The sequence below is a fragment of the Janthinobacterium rivuli genome, from assembly GCF_029690045.1.
GTDB lineage: Bacteria > Pseudomonadota > Gammaproteobacteria > Burkholderiales > Burkholderiaceae_D > Janthinobacterium > Janthinobacterium rivuli.
The window spans coordinates 2,573,732-2,590,704 of the sequence record NZ_CP121464.1; the positions used below are offsets into that span (position 1 = coordinate 2,573,732).

12 protein-coding genes and 1 pseudogene are annotated in these 16,973 nt (G+C 63.8%); 5 read left to right on the plus strand and 8 right to left on the minus strand.

What is annotated here, in order from left to right; genetic code table 11:
• Window position 1 precedes the first annotated feature (1 nt).
• Genes tagF through P9875_RS11830 form a run of 5 tightly spaced genes read right to left on the minus strand, consistent with a single transcriptional unit; the run spans window position 2 to window position 7,394 of the window.
• Complete coding sequence (gene tagF / locus P9875_RS11810; protein WP_035817466.1) at window positions 2-985, minus strand: type VI secretion system-associated protein TagF; 984 nt, start codon at window positions 983-985, stop codon at window positions 2-4.
• A complete protein-coding gene (gene tssM, locus P9875_RS11815) occupies window positions 982-4,746 on the minus strand; it encodes a type VI secretion system membrane subunit TssM (protein WP_278318821.1) in 3,765 nt (1,254 codons plus the stop codon). Before tssM ends, tagF begins: the two co-directional genes overlap by 4 nt.
• 55 nt (window positions 4,747-4,801) lie before the next feature.
• Entirely contained in the window at window positions 4,802-6,226 is a 1,425-nt protein-coding gene (locus tag P9875_RS11820; RefSeq protein ID WP_278318470.1) for a hypothetical protein, read from the minus strand.
• Between the two features lie 44 nt (window positions 6,227-6,270).
• Window positions 6,271-6,540 (minus strand): PAAR domain-containing protein, encoded by a 270-nt coding sequence (locus tag P9875_RS11825; RefSeq protein ID WP_035817470.1) that lies wholly within the window; start codon window positions 6,538-6,540, stop codon window positions 6,271-6,273.
• Window positions 6,541-6,551: 11 nt separating this feature from the next.
• The gene (locus P9875_RS11830; protein ID WP_219311621.1) at window positions 6,552-7,394 is read right to left on the minus strand and encodes a M15 family metallopeptidase; all 843 of its coding nucleotides are present in this window, start codon (window positions 7,392-7,394) and stop codon (window positions 6,552-6,554) included.
• A 220-nt stretch (window positions 7,395-7,614) separates the two neighbouring features.
• Between P9875_RS11830 and P9875_RS11835 the strand changes: the two genes are divergently transcribed.
• The 5 genes from P9875_RS11835 to P9875_RS11855 are packed head-to-tail and all read left to right on the plus strand — an operon-like array spanning window position 7,615 to window position 14,550.
• Window positions 7,615-8,412, plus strand: a complete 798-nt coding sequence (locus tag P9875_RS11835) for a hypothetical protein (RefSeq protein WP_278318471.1) — start codon at window positions 7,615-7,617, stop codon at window positions 8,410-8,412.
• Window positions 8,409-11,306, plus strand: a complete 2,898-nt coding sequence (locus P9875_RS11840) for a type VI secretion system Vgr family protein (protein ID WP_278318472.1) — start codon at window positions 8,409-8,411, stop codon at window positions 11,304-11,306. Before P9875_RS11835 ends, P9875_RS11840 begins: the two co-directional genes overlap by 4 nt.
• Window positions 11,307-11,308: 2 nt before the next feature.
• Window positions 11,309-12,244 carry a DUF4123 domain-containing protein gene (locus P9875_RS11845; RefSeq protein ID WP_278318473.1) on the plus strand — a complete coding sequence of 312 codons (936 nt, stop codon included), beginning with the start codon at window positions 11,309-11,311 and terminating at the stop codon, window positions 12,242-12,244.
• Entirely contained in the window at window positions 12,241-12,903 is a 663-nt protein-coding gene (locus P9875_RS11850; RefSeq protein WP_278318474.1) for a hypothetical protein, read from the plus strand. The genes P9875_RS11845 and P9875_RS11850 overlap by 4 nt, the downstream gene beginning before the upstream one ends.
• 3 nt (window positions 12,904-12,906) lie before the next feature.
• Window positions 12,907-14,550, plus strand: coding sequence for a T6SS phospholipase effector Tle1-like catalytic domain-containing protein (locus P9875_RS11855; protein WP_176390242.1), 1,644 nt, complete (start codon window positions 12,907-12,909; stop codon window positions 14,548-14,550).
• An 18-nt stretch (window positions 14,551-14,568) separates the two neighbouring features.
• Here P9875_RS11855 and P9875_RS11860 read toward each other — a convergent pair whose 3' ends face one another.
• From P9875_RS11860 to P9875_RS11875, 3 genes and pseudogenes are all read right to left on the minus strand, one after another.
• Window positions 14,569-15,672 carry a hypothetical protein gene (locus P9875_RS11860; RefSeq protein WP_278318475.1) on the minus strand — a complete coding sequence of 368 codons (1,104 nt, stop codon included), beginning with the start codon at window positions 15,670-15,672 and terminating at the stop codon, window positions 14,569-14,571.
• Window positions 15,669-16,021 (minus strand): annotated as a pseudogene (locus P9875_RS28695) (PoNe immunity protein domain-containing protein). The gene P9875_RS11860 and the pseudogene P9875_RS28695 overlap by 4 nt, the downstream one beginning before the upstream one ends.
• 33 nt (window positions 16,022-16,054) lie before the next feature.
• On the minus strand, window positions 16,055-16,972 hold the full coding sequence (locus P9875_RS11875; protein ID WP_081922349.1) for a PoNe immunity protein domain-containing protein: 918 nt from the start codon (window positions 16,970-16,972) through the stop codon (window positions 16,055-16,057).
• Window position 16,973: the final 1 nt, after the last annotated feature.

Consider the following 16,973-nt stretch of genomic DNA (forward strand, 5'->3'; position numbering starts at 1 on the left):
ATCAGGTCCCGATGAAGGCGGCACGAAACGTGTCGTGCGCCGATTTGAGTGACAGGTTGGCCTGCGCGAGGTAGCTCGAGGCTTTCTTGATGGCGTAGTCGCTGTCGGCGTGTTCCTCGACCCAGGCCAGGTCGTCGAAGGCGATGTGGTGCTCCAGCGCCGCCTGCGGTTCCATGATGGCGTGCAGGGTTTGCGCCGAGGCGCCGCAAAAGCCCAGCACCAGCGCATGGCGGCCGCGGATGCGGGTGATGAACAGCGCCAGTTCGAAGTCGGCGCGCGCCAGGAACGGGGAGATCAGGTGCATCCAGAAGGCCGCTACCAGGTTGCGGTACAGCGGGTCGGCCGGCAGCGGCAGTTCCAGGCTTTTTTCCAGCCGGCTGGAGCTGCTGGCCATGACGGGCTGCAGCAGCATGCCCAGGGCCAGCAGCACCTGGCGCACGGAACCGCCAAAACCCGTGGGCGCCAGCAGGGCGTCGAGCGCGCCCACCGTCTGCAAGGCGAGAAAATCGTCGAAGGCGGCCTCGTAGGCGCTGCCGCGCAAGTCCAGTTCGATGCTGGCGCCGGCGGCGGCCGCCGGCAGCGCGGCGCCGGCCGCCGCGCCGCACATCTCGGCGCTCAGGGCATCGAGGCGGTTCCACAGGCGCGACAGCACCAGCGGACTGGTTGGTACAAAGCCGGCCGGCTGCGCCACTTCCATGGCGCCCATCATCAGGAAGGGAAAGCGGCGCGACGAGGCATCGCTGCTGGCGGCGATATGCCCGGCGATGGCGCGGCCGCGGCGCGGGCCGATGAAGGCGAAATGCAGCGGCGGCAGCGCATCGTAGGTGAGCTTCCAGCGCGCATCGGCCGTCATCAGTTCCATGGCGTTGGCGAGCCAGTCATCGAGCATCTTCAGCAGGGGCGGATTGTCGCCGTGCTTGATGAAGTCGCCGCGGCTGGGGATCTTGCCGAAATAGCCGATCTGGGTAACGGTAGGGCGGCTCATGGCGTGTTCCCGGCGATGGCGGTGGCCGTTTCCGGCGCGCCGATGGCGACCGATTCCGGCAGTTTCAGGCCACGGAAACCCTGGTTGCCGGCGGAGGTGGCGGCCGGCGCGGGCGCGGTCACGATCTTCAGGTTGGCCGTCACGGTGACGCCGCTGTTTTCCCAGCTCAGTTCGAATACGCCGCCCTCCTTGCGCGTGCGCCTGGCCGAGTCGATCATCTTCTTCAGGCCGAAATGCCCCGGTTCGTTCAGCAGCACCACGGTGCGCCCTTCCGGCGTGATGGCGCTGATGCGCGAGCCGGGTACGCCCTGCGGGTTGGGCCAGACCATGTGCACCCAGGGTTGCGGCTGGCCGCGCCAGCGCAGCGCCTGGCCATCGATCTCGATCGTGTATTCGGCGGCGCCGGGCGCGCTCAGCGCCTGCAGGTCGAAGCGCGTTTGCGCTTCGGCGGCGCCGGCCGCCGTGGCCACGCCGTTGGCGCTGAGCGGGGCGACCCAGCCGGGCAGGCTGGCCACTACCGGCGGCGCCAGGGTGATGCCCATCGCGGCCCAGGTCCTGGCGCTGATGGCGTCGCCGCGCCGCACGACCAGCGGGCCGATGGTGGTGTTGAAGAACTTGGCGATGGCGCCTTCCGGGCCGAAGACCTGGCCGATGTCGGCATTGCTCGCCTCGATGCGCGAGTCGGGCGCGAACGGATATTTCGGCGCCAGGGTTTTCTGGAACGGTTCGAGCACCTGCGCCAGCCAGACCTTGTTGATCTCCGTTTCGGTCGGCTTGACGATGACGGCGAAGGTCTGCATCAGCGGGCGCACCAGCAGCGGGCGGATGGCCTGCTTTTGCTGGTCGCTCATGCCGGTCAGCATCTGCTCGTCCACGTACTTGAGCGCGTCGGCCAGCTCCGAGCCGTTGCCATCGAGCGTCTGCTGCATCAGCTGCTTGGCGCCGGGGCCCGTGTCGCCCTGGTTCTTGATCTGGTTGAAGCGCACGCGCAGCTTCGACAGGGCCGCCAGGTAGCCGCGCATGGGCGAGGCTTCCTTGTCGCGCGCCACCATCAGGCGCGCCACGCCCGAAAATTCGCGGCCGACGGGTCCCATCGGCATGGCGCCGCCGGCCTGGCCCGCCGCCGCGACGGCGGGCTTCTGGCGCAGCACCGTTTCGCGGAACCAGTCCATCGCCCCGCGCTGGGCGCGCTGCAAGCCCTGGCCCAGCAGCGAAGGGTTGTCCCACGAGGTTTCCTGGTACACCGTCTCGATCAGCTTGTTGAGGGGCGACGCTTGCGGATCGCCGAGGCGGTTCATCGCCTGCGCCGCGTTGTCGAAACCGTTCAATTCGCGGATGCTCACGCCCTGGAGGAATTTCTGCCACTCCCTGGCGTAATCGGTCTTGTACAGTTCCACCAGCGCCTTCTGGATCTGTTCCGGGCTGCCTTCCAGGGTCAGGTCATCCTTCGACGCCGTCTTGAGCACCCAGTCGGCGCTTTGCAATTCGCGGTTGGCCGCTTCCTGGAACGCCTGCTGGATGTATTTTTCCCACGCGTCGCGCGTGAAGGTGCCGGGGATGGCGTAGCTGCCCAGCACCAGTTCCTTGTCCTGCTCGCCAACGATGCGCGCCACCGTCATCGACGGGAAGCGCGTGGCGGCGCGCGCCTTCACGTCCGCATACACGCGGTCGCGCGCCGGCATGCCGCGCACCACGCGGCGCAGGCTGTCGCGCGACTGGTCGGCCAGGGCCCGCTTGTTCTCGATCTGCGGCCAGGACGGATCGTCGATCTGCGTCAGATAGAACGAGATCAGGCGCTCGGCGCTGCGGATCATCTGTTCGCGCGGCATGTTGCCCCGGTTGGCGTCGAGCCAGCCGCGCCAGTAGCGGGTCAGCTGGTCGTTCAGGTGGCCGGCCTCGGCGCGCGACTTGTCGCCCAGCATCAGGTAGGTTTTCAGGGCATTGTAGGCATCCTCGACATTCGTCGGCGCGGCATCCTTGAAGGGCTGGCTTGCCGCACTGACTGGCGCACTGGCTGGCGGACTGGCTGTGGTCGCGGCCGTCGTGCCGGCCGGTACGGCCGTCAGCGGCTGCAGCTGGTCGGCGCCCGCGTTCACTTCCGCCAGGAACGATTCCAGCGATTGCGCCACCGGCGCGAGCATGACTTCCTTGAGGCCGGAAAAATACTCCTCGCGCAGTTTGCGCTCCAGCAAATCGCCCTGGTACAGGCCCAGGCTGAGCGCCAGTGGCCGCTTGCTGCGGTACGCTTCCAGCTGTTCGATGCGGTCCTGCATGATTTCCAGGGCCTGGAAGCGCGACTGCAGATCCAGGCGCTTGTCCTGCACCTTGATGGCTTGCTCCAGGTCGGCCTGGACGTTGGCCGCCAGCTGGCGGTTGGCCAGGTAGGACCAGCTCCAGCCGCCCAGCGCCAGGCCGGCCAGCGTGATGGCGGTGAAAAACGTGGCATAGCGCAAGCGCGTCTTGCGCGGGCTGGCGTATTGCGCCACCAGTTCCCGGTCGGCGAAGATCACCTTGCGAAACAGGTTCAGCAGGAAGTAGCCGTGCTGGTCCTGGGCCTGGACAGCCTGGTGTTCCTGCGGCTGCGGCTTGAGGTCGAAGCGCTGCGCCACCCGCTCCGACGAGGCGGAGACGGAAGCGCCTTCCTGCAGCGCGCTGGTGAAATAGAAGCCGCGGAAGACGGGCTTGAACTGGAACGGATTTTCCTCGAACAGGGTGGCGATGAAGGCGCGCAGCGGCCCTTTCACGGAACTGAATTCCAGCGGGAAGGTGAACACGCCGGGCGGCATGCGCTCGCGTCCCAGCAGCGACATATTGGCCAGGCTGAGGTCCTTCAGGCCATCGTACAGCTCGTCGAAACGCTGGTCGAACTGTTCCAGCACGTCCTGCTTCGAGTTGTTGACGCCGTAGGGCAGGGTGGCGCCCCAGACCTTGTCGCGTTCGGCGCGCTCGGCATCGTGGAAAAATTCGCTGAAGCCGGTGATCAGGTCGGCCTTGGTGAATACCACGTACACGGGCGCATGGACTTCCAGCTTCTCCGTCAGTTCCTGCACGCGCTGGCGCAGGTTCTTGGCCAGTTCGATGGCGAATTCAGGCTTGCTGCCGGTCAGCTCGGCAATGCTGACGGCGATGATGATGCCGTTGATCGGCGCGCGCTTGCGGTGTTTTTTCAGCAGGTTGAGAAAGCCGAACCACTCGGCGCGGTCTTCATCGTTGATGGCGTAGCGCCCGGCCGTGTCGAGCAGGATGCCGTCGGTGGTGAAAAACCAGTCGCAGTTGCGCGTGCCGCCCATGCCTTGCACGATCTTGCTGTCAACAAAAGGAAACTGCAGGCCGGAATTGGCGATCGCCGTGCTCTTGCCGGCGGCGGGATTGCCGATGATCATGTACCACGGCAATTCATACAGCGCGGCATCGCCCGACAGCTGGCCCAGCCGCGATGTCTTGATGGTATTGATCGCTTCGAGCATGCGCTTGCGGATGGCTTCGGTTTCCTCGCGTTGCACCGGGCCGGCCTTGGGCGCGGCGCCGGCCGCCTGCTGCTCCAGCATGCTGTTGAAACTGGCGCCCTCGCGCCGGCGCCGGCGGCGGCGCAGCCACCACACGATGGCGCCCAGCAGCGCCGCCGCGGCCAGGAAGGGCAGCAGCCGGATGGCTGGCCAGTCGAAAATGACGGCGCAGGCGAAGAGCAGCAGGATGGCGGCCGCGATGCCGAGGATGAGCAGGCTGGTGCGTGAAGTCAGGAAGTGCCAGAATCGTTGCATCATAGTTTTATCGTGTGCAAACCGTTAAGGTGCGTGAATGGGACGTCGCTGTGTATCAGGTGGTGCTGTGACTGTTTTGCGCGGGCGGACCAATGACGAGGGCGCCGCGCTGGAGTGGATCGAGGTTGCTGAGACATAAAACTTGCGCGCCGTCGTCGGCCGCCGCCTGCCGTGCCATGGCCAGGGCGGCCAGCGTCGTGACGGCGCCGCACTGGCCGCATGCGGCGCCGACGCCCAGCACCTGTTCGCCCAGGTCCAGCTGGGGCAAGAGGGCGCCAGCGCACTGCATCAGTTCGAGCATGCGGTTGGCGCGCTGGTCGGTATCGGCGCTGACCAGCGCGATGCCGGCCGTCGCCTCGTCGCCAGCCGCCGCCAGCGCCTGCCTGCCCAGGTCCGCCAGCATGTTCTTGTCGGCTGCTCCCCGCTGGCTGGCGCCTTGCGGCAGTTCGCCCGTGGCGGCGCGGTGCAGCAGGACTGGCGCCGGCTCGTCCAGTGGTGGCGCCGCGCCTGGGATATCCAGCAGCAGGCCGGCCGCGCCTTCGCCGGGAATCTGTCCATTCGTCTGGCTGGCGCTGAACAGCTGCTCCTGGCTCGCCAGGACATGCACGCGCAGCTCGCCCAGGTGCGAATCGCAGGCCAGCACGATGGACAGGCAGGGCGGCTGCGGCGGCGCCGCGTGGCCGGCAAGCTGGTTCAACAGGGCAAACGGCGCCGCTTGCCGGGTGGCCGGCTCGGTGGGCGGCAGCAATTGCTGCGCCGGCCACCCCTGTTCGCGCGCCAGATGGCGCAGCCAGGCGTCGCCGGCCTGGTGCTGTGCGGCGTTCCACGAGGCCGGCATCAGCAGGTGCAGCCGCAGCATGGGCAGCGCGCTGGCTGGCGAGGCCGGTGCACCTGCGGACAGCGCATGCTGCAGGGCTTCGTCCACCAGTTCGGCCAGCACCACGGCGCCCAGGGCCAGCGCGCGCAAGTCTTCCGGATTGAAGGGAAACGGTTCGCTGGCCAGGCCGGCCTGCGGATGCTCGCGCAGCCAGGCGGCCAGCAATTGCTGCTGCAGCTCTTCGTCGATGCCGTCCACCCTGGCGCACAGCAGGGGATAGCCGTCCGCATCGAGCAACTGGCCGTCGAGCGCGGGACGGCATTGGCGCGAGCGCATGGCGGCCAGCAATTCTGACGGCGTGGCGCCGCCCGGCATGCGCAGGCTGGCGGCCACGATATGCAGCGGCACCGCCGCCGCGGGAGGTGTCGCCGCCTCGGCCTGCAGGGGCGCGGCAGGGCCCGGCGCCGCCAGGGCTGGCCCGGCCAGCAGCCTGGCCAGCACTTTTTTACCCAGCCACAGCATGAATAGCAGGGCCAGCGGCAGCGCCAGCATGGCGCCGGCCAGCTCGCCCGGCGTCGGCATGCGCGTGCTGTCGCGCCAGTAGGCGATGGCGCCCGTCCAGCTCAGCGCAAAGACGGACACGGTCAGCAGGCAGCGTCGCAACCAGGGGGCGCATCAGCGGGCTCCTCCGCATATGGGCAGGGTCGTCATGCCTGGTCGGTGGTGGCTTGCTGGCTGGCGATCAGCAGCGCCCCGCAGCTGGTCTTGTCGCCGTGGCGCGCCACGGGCTTGCCATCGACGATGAGGCTGGAGTCGCCGCTGACGATGGGGCACACGCCATGGCCGGGCAGGGGACAGGCGACCTTGTCGCCGACCCGCGCCATGCCGATGCCGCCGCTGTCGCTCACCGCCGATGCTTCCAGCACGGTGCCGCCATGCGATGTCTTGTCGCCTAATCTGATTACCGGACCCGCCATACGCGCTCCCTTCAGTGTTTTTTCATGACGCCGGGCAGGCGCAGTTCCGTATGCCCGAAATCCATCATCTTCCAGCGTCCGCCCCAGGTCATGCCGACCGATTCGGCCACTTCGCCATACAGCTGGTAGCCGCGCATGGCCCACGGATCCTTCTCGGAAATGACCAGCTTGCCATTGCGCAGGAAGGCGCAGTCGGCCGCCAGGCCGTACTGGTGCCAGCTTTGAAAGGCGGCCGCGTTGCTGACGTTGGGGCCCATGCCGGCCAGCATGTCTTGCCGCTCGGGACTGCGGTAGCCTTCCAGCAGCGCCATCTCGTAGCCATGTTTTTCCTTCATGATCTTGAAGACCAGCAGCAGGCGCTGGGCGTATTCCACATTCAGCAAGGTCCAGTTGCGGCTGGCCGATACCAGCAGCGGACGCTCCTGGCGCACTTCTTCCGTGGCAAACACCAGCGGCGGCAGGTCGACGGGCGGCACCAACTGTTCGCCCTGCAGCAGGCTGGCCACCTGCGTATTCATTTCCCGCGTCGACACATCGTAGGCGCCCAGCATGGATTTGCTGTCGGCCATCAGGGCCAGCAGGGTCGGCAGGCTGATCGCGGCCACGCCCGCGAGACACAGCAGGTAATGACGGCGCAGCAGGTCGGCCGTGCGGGCCCACAGCGTGGCGCCGCGCAGTCCCAGGCTGGCCATGCCCGTCTGCCGGCGCCTGGCCACGCGCTGCAGGCAGGCGGCGAGGCGCTGCTCCGCGCCATCGACGGCGTGCAGCACAAAATCGCGCCCGGCAGGAAACAGGATCAGCCAGCTGATCAGGCATGCCAGGATGAAATACAGCGCTACCGCGAGTAGGAACACGCTAACCTCAATCAATAAATGTTTGGCTGCGGGGAACGGTGCTGTCCATCAGGGAAAACAGGGAAGCGATGGATATTGCCTGGAAGTATATCTTACAAAACTGATAATTAAGGGGGGCTTTTTTCAATTGTGCGGGGGGTGCGCACTGTTGATTTTATGGCACGCGTCATGATTTTGTTGAATAGCGTAAAGTCTTGCAAATATTACAGGAGCGCACATTTTGCGAACTCATGACGATAGCCCCCGGCTCCCGGCCCGGCCCAGCCTGTTGACCCAGGCGCAGCAGGCGGAGGCCGACCGTAACCGCATCCTGACCACGCTCGAGGGTGGCAGTACCGGCTCGCCCGTCAGGGCCAGGCGCGGCAGTCTGGCGCTGCGCGGGGGCATGGGCGCGGTGGCCGCGCTGCTGCTCTTGTTGGCCGCTGGCATCTGGCTGGGCCAGCGCGGAGAACGGGCTGGCGACGACGCTGCGCCAGCTGCGCCGCTTCCCCTGCCCGCCGCCACCGCCGCACCCGCCGCCGTGGCGCCGCCGGCCGTCGCCAGCATCCATGACGAGGCGCCGCCCGGCGCGGCGGCACCGCAGCAGAGCCTGAGCGAGATGCTCGATGCCAGCGCGACCGCCACAGCCGCCACGGCCGCTGCCGGGAAAGCGCGTGCCGCGCATCCCGACGATGTGCTGAGCAAGGCGCTGGAAACGCCATCGCCGCCACCGGCTGCCGTGAAACCGGCGGTCAAGGCCCCCCGTCCTGCAGCCAAAAAGCCACCGGTGAAAGGGCCGGCTGCCACGCCCGCGCGCCGCGCCGAAGACAGCGATGTCGCCCTGCTGTCGGCCCTGCTGGCCCACACGCAGGCCGCGCCAGTGCCGAAGAAAACCGCTTCCGGCCTGCGGACCCAGTTGCAGCAATGCGCGGCGCTCAAGCGCGACGCCGCCGTGGCGTGCCGCGCACGCGCCTGCCAGGGCCATGCCGGCAACGCGCAATGCAAGGCCGGGCAAGCTGCCGCGAAAGGCGGAAAATGAGTGCCGCCAGCGCCGATCAGGTCAACGCTTCGCTGGCTGGTTTCAGCAGCGTGACGCGGCTGTATGAGCTGTCGCTGGACGGCGGCGAGGGCGGGACGTCACAGTGGCTGGTGGAAGCGTTTGTCGCCGACGAGCAGTTGCAGACCGTGGGCGCGCGCGACATCATCGTGCTGTCCACGCAGGCGAATGTGGCGCTGGCGCCGTTGCTGGGCAAGCCGGCCGCGCTGCACGCCAGCCTGGCCGATGGCACGCGCACGCAGTTTTCCGGCTATATCAGTGCTGCGGCCATGCTGGGCAGCGATGGCGGACTGGCCCGTTTCCGGCTGCGCCTGACGCCGTGGCTATGGCTGTTGAGCCAGGTACGCAACAGCCGCGTCTGGCAAGACAAGAGCGTGATCGAGATCGTCGACAGCGTGTTCCAGGCGTACGCGCCGCAAGCCGACTGGCGCTGGAGCGGCGACACGGGACCGTTCATGGCCGAGGCGCAGCCGCGCAGCTATTGCTGCCAGTACCGCGAGTCGGACCTGGCTTTCGTCACGCGCCTGCTGAGCGAAGAAGGTCTGGCCTGGCGTTTCGAAGAACATGAGGGCGGCCATTGCCTGGTGCTGTTCGCCGACAGCAGCGCCTTGAGCGCGGTGCCGGAAGACGCCAGCAGCGCGCAAGGCGGCGGCATCCGTTTTCATGGCGCGCGGGCCATGGAGCAGGCCGATTCCATCCAGGCGCTCAGCCGGGCGCGCGTCTTGCGCACGGCGGTGGCGAGCGTGCTCAGCTACGATTACAAGGCCAAGAAAGCCGTCAGCGCCAGCGTGCCGACGCGGCTGGCGCCGGGCGGAAAAAACGCGCCCGCGCTGGAAAGCTATGACACGCCGGGCCAGTATTTCTATGCCAGTGCGGCCCAGGCCGAACGCTACGCCTTGCTGCAGATGCAGGCGATCGAAGCGCGCGGCGAGCGCTGGCAGGCGCGTTCGACCGTGCGCACCTTGCGTGCCGGCACGCGCTTTACCCTGACGCAGGGACCGCTGCAGCAGGATGGCGCCGAGGCGCCGGCGCTGGTGGTGCTGCGCGTGTGCAGCGTGGGCGTGAATAATCTGCCGGCGCCCGCGCGGCAGGGCCTGGCTGAACTGTTCGGCCCCATCCCCGAATTGCTGCAGGAAAGCCTGGCTGGCCAGGCGCTGGCGCCGCGCGATATCGCGCAATTCCAGCAAGTGATCGCGCAGGCGGCCGAGAGCGGCTATGCCAACCATATTGAAGCGATCGCGGCCGATACGCCATGGCGCCCCGTGCATGACGGCGGCGACGCGCGCCACCACCCGAAACCGACGGCCTGCGGCAGCCAGAGCGCCATCGTCGTCGGCGCCGACGGCGGCACCAGCGCCAGCGGCGGCAGCGAAATCCATTGCGACAAGCTGGGCCGGGTGCGCATCCGTTTCCACTGGCAACTTAACGGCAGCGCCACCTGCTGGGTGCGCGTGGCGCAGCGCTCGGCCGGCGGCGGCATGGGCAGCCAGTTCCTGCCGCGCATCGGCCAGGAAGTGCTGGTGCAATTTCTGGAAAACGATATCGACCGGCCCATCATCGTCGGCGCCCTGTACAACGGGCAAGGCGAGGGCGGCGTCGCGCCCACGCCGGGCGGCATCACGGACAAGCCCGCGGACGCCAGCGTCTTCGAACCGGCGCGCGACCATGCGCCATCGGCGCAGGGCAACGTGGCCGGCGGCAACAGCCCGCTCTGGCATGGCGCGGCTGGCGGCAGCGCTGGCCACCGCAACGGCGCGGCGCAATGGGGCATCCGCAGCAAGGAATTCGGCGCCGCCGGCTCCGGCTCTGGCTACAACCAGTTGCTGTTCGACGATACCGACCAGCAGGGGCGCATCCAGCTCAAGAGCAGCCATGCGGCAAGCGAACTCAATCTTGGCCACCTGATCCATGCGGCCGACAATTACCGGGGCAGCCTGCGCGGCACGGGCGCCGAGCTGCGCACGGACGCTTACGGTGCCGTGCGGGCCGGTGCCGGCCTGCTCATTTCCAGCTACCTCGTCAACCACGACGCGCAGGCGCGCGATCCGGCTGGCGACAATGCACCGGGCATGGTCTTGCTCAAGCAGGCAGCCAAGCTGGGTGCAACCTTCAGCGCCGCCGCCGTCACGCACAAGACGGTCGCGTATGCCAGCCACCTGGGCCCGGCCAAGGCGAATGCCAGCGTGCTCGACGAAAAGGCGGCGCCCTTGCCGGCGTTCCTGACCAGCGTTTCCGGCATGCTGAGCCAGGAAAATACGGCCGCCGCCAGGCGCGACGCGGCGGGCAAGCCGACCAGTCCCGGCGACGACAAGCTGCCGCACAGCAGCGACGCCATCATCGCCATCGCCGCCCGCGCCGGCCTGGGCGTGCTGGCGGGCCAGGATATCCAGCTGGTCAATGGCGAAACCACCTCCCTGATGAGCGGCCAAGACACCCAGTTCGTCGGCGGCGGCCAGTTGCGCGTGCACAGCGGCCAGGCCATCGGCGCGCTGGCCGGCGTCGTCAAGGCGGGCGAGAACAATATCGGCCTGCAACTGATCGCCGCCAAACAAGCCATCGACCTGCAGGCGCAGGCCGACGTGCTCAACGTGCAGGCGCGCGAGGAAGTCAATATCGTCAGCGCCGCCGCGCACATCGACTGGGCGGCGGCCAAGAGCATCCGCCTGTCGACGGCGGGCGGGGCGAATATCACCATCGAGGGCGGCAACATCACCGTGCAGTGCCCGGGCAAGATCACGGTGCATGCCGGCAAGAAGAGTTTTGACGGGCCATCCCGTGCAAGCTATCCACTGCCGGTAATGCCTCGCAGTATTTGCAAGGAATGCCTGTTAAATGCGGCCAGGAGCGGCTCGCCCTTTGCCGCGAAGGGGGAATGATCATGCGCGAAAACGATGGCGGGACCCCCGCGTGTGGTTTGCAGTTGCTTGCGCTGCTCGATCGTCCTGCTCTCGACAAGGGGGAGTCCCTCTACAGCTTGATTGATGGTGCCAAGTTGGATGGTGTGGCCCGTATCCGCTTGCCTGGCGATCACAGCGTTGAGTTGTATTCCCTGTTGGGTGAATTGGCTGAGCCGGACGCCCTGTACGCTGGCCCGATATTGTTGCGGCATATGCAGCGCGAGAAATGTCCCTTGCTCGCCAAATTGCTGTGCACTGCCGGCAGCGCCCATTTTATGTCGCTGATTGTTTCTGGCCAGCCCCTGCAGCAATTGTTAGAACGGCTGACCTGGTTGACAGAGGTGGTGCACGATGACGGTACCGAGTGGATCATGCGCTACTACGATCCGCTTATCCTGCCGCACTGGCTGGACGTGCTGGAAACGGCGCAGCGCAAGATTGCACTCGCAGGCATCACGGGCTGGTTGTACAAGGACGTGCGTGGGGTGCCACAAATTGTACATGGCGAGAAAAATGAGGCGCCTGCCCCGCCTGGCAGTGAATGCATGCTTTTGACGCAACATCAGTATCTCGAACTGATGCATAGAGCAGCGCCGTACATGCTGATGAAGCAAATGGAGAGCGATGATCCGCAGGCGCTCGATGGTTTGCCTCCGGATCAGCGCTACGACTTTTTTTTTGAACAACTGGGCAGGGCGCAGGCATATGGATTAAGTTCGCCCACAGACTTGAAAAGTTACTGCATGTTGTCGCTCATGTTAGGTGCCGATTTTCATCTGGCGCCACTCGCCGCCATCGCTTTGCAGGCCGAAGGAACGGCGCAGTCTTTCAGTGACCGGATCCTGGCCTGGACTCCTGGGCAATGGGCTGCGCTCGAAGAAGTTTCCGCTTCCAATATGAATGCGATCCCGACATGAAAAAACTGGCCTCCATCGTGTTGTGCCTATTTATTTTGGCCGCTTGCGATTCCAGGGCGAAGGAAGAACGCTTGCAACAGGAATTAAACGAGAAAACCTTCACTACGACGTCATATAACTACACACCTTACGATATTTATTCGATCGCATTCAAGGGCATTTCACTGCCATTCAATGTCGATGAAGCGCCCAGCGGTGGTTCCATTTTTTTTCGCGACGCAAGCGAGGCGGAAATGGACAATGGTGAAAAAGTCAGTTTCAGCAGTGGAAATTGCTGTTTCATCTGGGATAGTCCTGTGGATAAACCGCTACGCGTGCGCGTGGTCTGGAGCGTGGTTTTCGATACGACCTACCACGATGGAAAATCGAGTGTCGACTATGACGAACGCACTTCCAGGATGAGTGCTCCTGGAAGCCGCTGGTGTCAGGCTACTGTTGACATCCTGCCCGCCAAAGGGCCCGAGCGCCCAACCATCGTGCTTTTGCACTTTCTTGCCGATGGTACGGTTCAGGCACATCTGGGCACATTCAAGACGCAGGCGCCGCTTGCTGCCGAGCAGGTAAAACTGCATTCGGCGCGCCTTCCCCAAGGCCAGTTCTGCAAGCAGGAAATCGAGAATCCTTTTTATGGCATACCGCGGACACCCCACAGGGAATAGACCATGAGCAATCCAACGATACGCCGGCTTAGCGACGTCACGAAGAGTGAGCGGCTTGCGCGAGGAATTTATCGCAAGGAACTGGAGAAATGTGCGAAGGAGTCGGATTGCCGAAAGCCCGTCTGGATCAGTTGTTTTTTTGACGGCACTGGAAATAATTTCAAAAAAGATGGCAATGGCTCGCTGGCTTCGTCGAAGGTAAAGTACAGCAATATTGCGAAATTGGGAAAATTTGCGCATACGGCCGAAGATGAAAAAAACAAGACCTACGCGATATATGCGCCAGGGGTCGGCACGCCGTTTCCAGAGGTTCAGGATAGTGGTGATGGAATCGATGGGGCGCTCGGCATGGCATCTGCTGCAAAAGGGCAGGCCCGGATCAGCTGGATGCTGAAGGAGTTCAAGATGCGGGTGGACAAACACATGCCGCATGTAAATCAAATCAATGTTGCGGTGTTTGGCTTCAGTCGGGGGGCAGCCCAGGCACGGGCCTTTGTGCGTCAGTTGGCTGGACAATGTTATCAGCAAGGAGATGGACTGATCTGGACCAAAAGTGGCGGATTTATTCAGCCGCGTCTGGTGATCTACTTCCTCGGCATTTTTGATACCGTGGCCTCGGTGGGGTTTGGCGGCAGTCGCCTTGAGTCCGATCTCAAATATTACCTGGGGCCTGTGTGGGGGGGCGTGATGTATTTGGCGGACGAGGGCGGCCATGCGGAATGGGCCGCCGATCTGCGTATTCCACCATACGTGCGCTTCTGCGAACATTATGTCGCAGCGCATGAAGTACGGGAGAAATTCCCATCCGATTCTATTCGAATCGATCAGGCCACTGACTCAAACTGCCGGGAAACCCTTTATCCCGGGGCCCACTCCGACGTGGGCGGCGGGTATGACGACATGAATCAGGAAGGACGCTCAAACGAGTTGTCGCGCATTCCGCTGTGCAATATGTATCTGTCGGCATATGCGGCGGGGGTGCCGTTCAAGTCTCCCGAAGAGGTTCTTCAGGATTATGGCTCGCTGTTTAACATCAGCAGCGAATTGCAGGGATGCTTCGACACCTACATGAAGCACGTCAGCGCAGACAAGCGGCTCGAGAAACAAGTCATCAGCCACATGAACAATTACTATCATTGGCGCTGGGGGCGCACGGAACGCCAGCGCGCGGCGCGCAAAGAACGCGAAGCCATCATCGCAAAGGGGCAGTCCGTCATGTATGCCACGCCGGATAAATACATGACCACGACGGACAGCGAATGGGAACGCGACGTGCAGAACATCGCAGAAAAGAAGACAGGTTTTTTTCGTAGTGCCACGGAACCGCTGGAAGACGCGATCTACGATGCCTGGAAAGGCAAGCTCCGAAAGTCGATGTCGGTTGCGGAGCGGACTTTATTTGACAAATTCTTCGATCGTTATGTGCATGATTCTGTTGCGGGATTCAAGAATCAGATGACTGACGCCAGTATCGGCTTTGTTGAAGCCAGTCGCTGGTCCCGAAACCGGCAGTATTTCATGGGGAAACGGGGCAAGAAATATCTTTATTGGCGATATGAGGGTTCAAAACCGGAATTGGGCGGCGTAAAAGAGGCGATGCTGGTGCCGAAAGAAGCGTCGGCAGGTGGCGATACGGCGATAGCCTAGCAGAAACGGGCTTTGCCGCTATCTGGCGCGGACCGCCGCCCTGGCTTGCTTGTCGCACTCGCGCACGGCCGCTTTGCATGCGGAAAACGCTTCCAGATAGGTCACGGCGCTCTGCCGCTCTGCGACCTGTTCTGCCACCTGCTGCGTGAGCTGCATCGCTGTCGTCGCGGGCATTTTCTCCAGTTTTCTGGTGATGTCTTGTAGCGAATTTTTTTGACGCACCAGTTCCGCGGCCAGCACGGCCTTGCGTTCGGCGGCGGGCAGGGCCGGATACAGCCGGCCATTGCCAGCCTCGACACTGCCATCGGCCGTCATCGACAGCGACGCGTGCGGGGCGCGAAATTCCAGCGCCAGCTTGCCATCGGCCTGCACGATGACCAGCAGTTCCTCGGTGGCAGTGCCGGCCGGCAGCGGCAAGGTACGCGTTTCCGGCTTGCCGTCCGGCAGCCAGCGGTACTCGATGTTGAGCTGTACCGGCTTCCGTGGGGCGGCTGGCAGGTAGAAACAGCAATTGGCGGCGCTGCTCATGTAAGGGTTCAGGGGATCGGTATCGACGGCGTTGGCCGGATTGCCGGCATCGCTGACGCCGACCTGGATGGAGCGGGCGCTGTAGTTCAAGGTGCTGACCGCTATCTTTGCCTCATCGGCCCCGGGCCGGTAGTCATGCTGGCCGCGCTCGCCCCGTTCGGCATGGCCTGCCAGCAGCGGACGGCGCTGCATGGACTTGATGCCGATGGCAAAGATATGGCTCAGGTAGCCCGTATCCGAGCGGCCGTCGCGCGAGTAACTTCCGCCGGGCGTGTAGTAGAGGTAGCCGATGTCCTCTATCGCCAGGGCGCGCACCTTGCCGTCCTGAGGGAATAATGCTTCCGCCAGGTAGCGATCCTTGGCGCCCATGACCTTGGCGGAGAGCACGCCGGCCCATGCCCGTTCGCCCGCGAAACGGGGAAAGACGTTGAATTCGCCATCGATGAAGGGTTTGATCTTCAGCACATCCTGTGTCATGCCCGTGACGGGATCGATGACGGAGTAAATCCCTGGGAAGGGGCCGTCGGCGGCGTGCGCAAGCGCGGGCATGGCGAAAATGAGACAGGCTGCCATCACGGCGGGTTTGTTGCTCATGCTGGATCCAATCGCATGGAGGGTGGCTGACGCTGGAATGCCACCAGGTCGGCGGGATAGAATGCGGCATCGCGATAGCTGCTGTCGTCGATATCGAGCAGGCAGGTGATGGCTGCCGCTTCCCATGACCAGTAGCCTGAAGTGACGTGTCGCGCGCGTGGCTGTCATGGTAGGGTTCGCGGCGGCTGGCGTCATACCATTTTGCCAGGTAGTCCTGCATCAATGCCGGACGCGCTTGTTTTTCTGCCGCAAATATCTTGAGCGTCTTGACATAGGGCTGGCGGCGCGTGCATGTTGGCCAGGCGGTGTCCCTGCCATCGACGGAAAAGGCCAGCAGGCGTTCGACCAGCCAAAAAAGTGTGTTCGTCCAGAGTCTGCATCCTTACTCCCGAAAATCCGTGTCATGGCAGGGCTGTTTGCCTTCGACATGTCCGACATCGCCCGCCGCATTCATATCTATGCTGGTATAACGGTTTTCCTCGCGCAGTGCACGCCCATACGCAACGAGATCTGTCGGGTAGGCGAAATGATCGATACCGCTGTCATCGAGGTCAAACACAAAGGCCATTGCACCGGCTTCAAATGCCCAGTAACCGTAATAGGGAGCGTAGCCTTCGTCGCTAATGCGCAGATGGCCGTTGTACCAGCGTGGATGATCCTTCATGGCAGGGTACCACTGCTTCAAATATTTTTTAATGAGAGTTTGTGCCGCACCTTCATCGCTTTCATATACCGTCTGCAGCAACGTCTCGTAGGGCTGGCCCAGTACGCAGGTATCGAGGGGCATCTTATCGACCACATATGCGCCAATCAGCTGTTCAAACAGGCCGTCCTGTCCTCGGTGGCTGCGAAATATGCGGATGATGCGCATGACCGAGCGCTGATCGTGCAATAATATGGCGACACTTAGTAATTGCAGCGTATCTTCATAATCGGAAAGGTCGCCGAAATTTGGCGCCGCCCTGTATTTGTATGGGCCATACTCGGGGTATTGCGACAACATTTTCTTTTGTTGATGTTGATCGGCTTCGTTCCATTCCGAAAACCTGTCCACGATATCGGACAGCCGTGGCGCAAGTTCCTCGATTGGCACGCCAGCGGTGTAATCCAGCATCCAGATCCAGAAATTTTCCAGATATAGGAAATGGCAAGCCAAACTGGTGTCTCCAGCGCATTCAGCTGATTCCTTGTTTCTTAGCTGAACTTGTAGCAGCGCACGTGAATTCTCCAGGGTTTTTTCATATAACTGCCGACAAAGAAATTGTTGGCGGCGGCGATCATCGAATGGTGGATTTTTCATT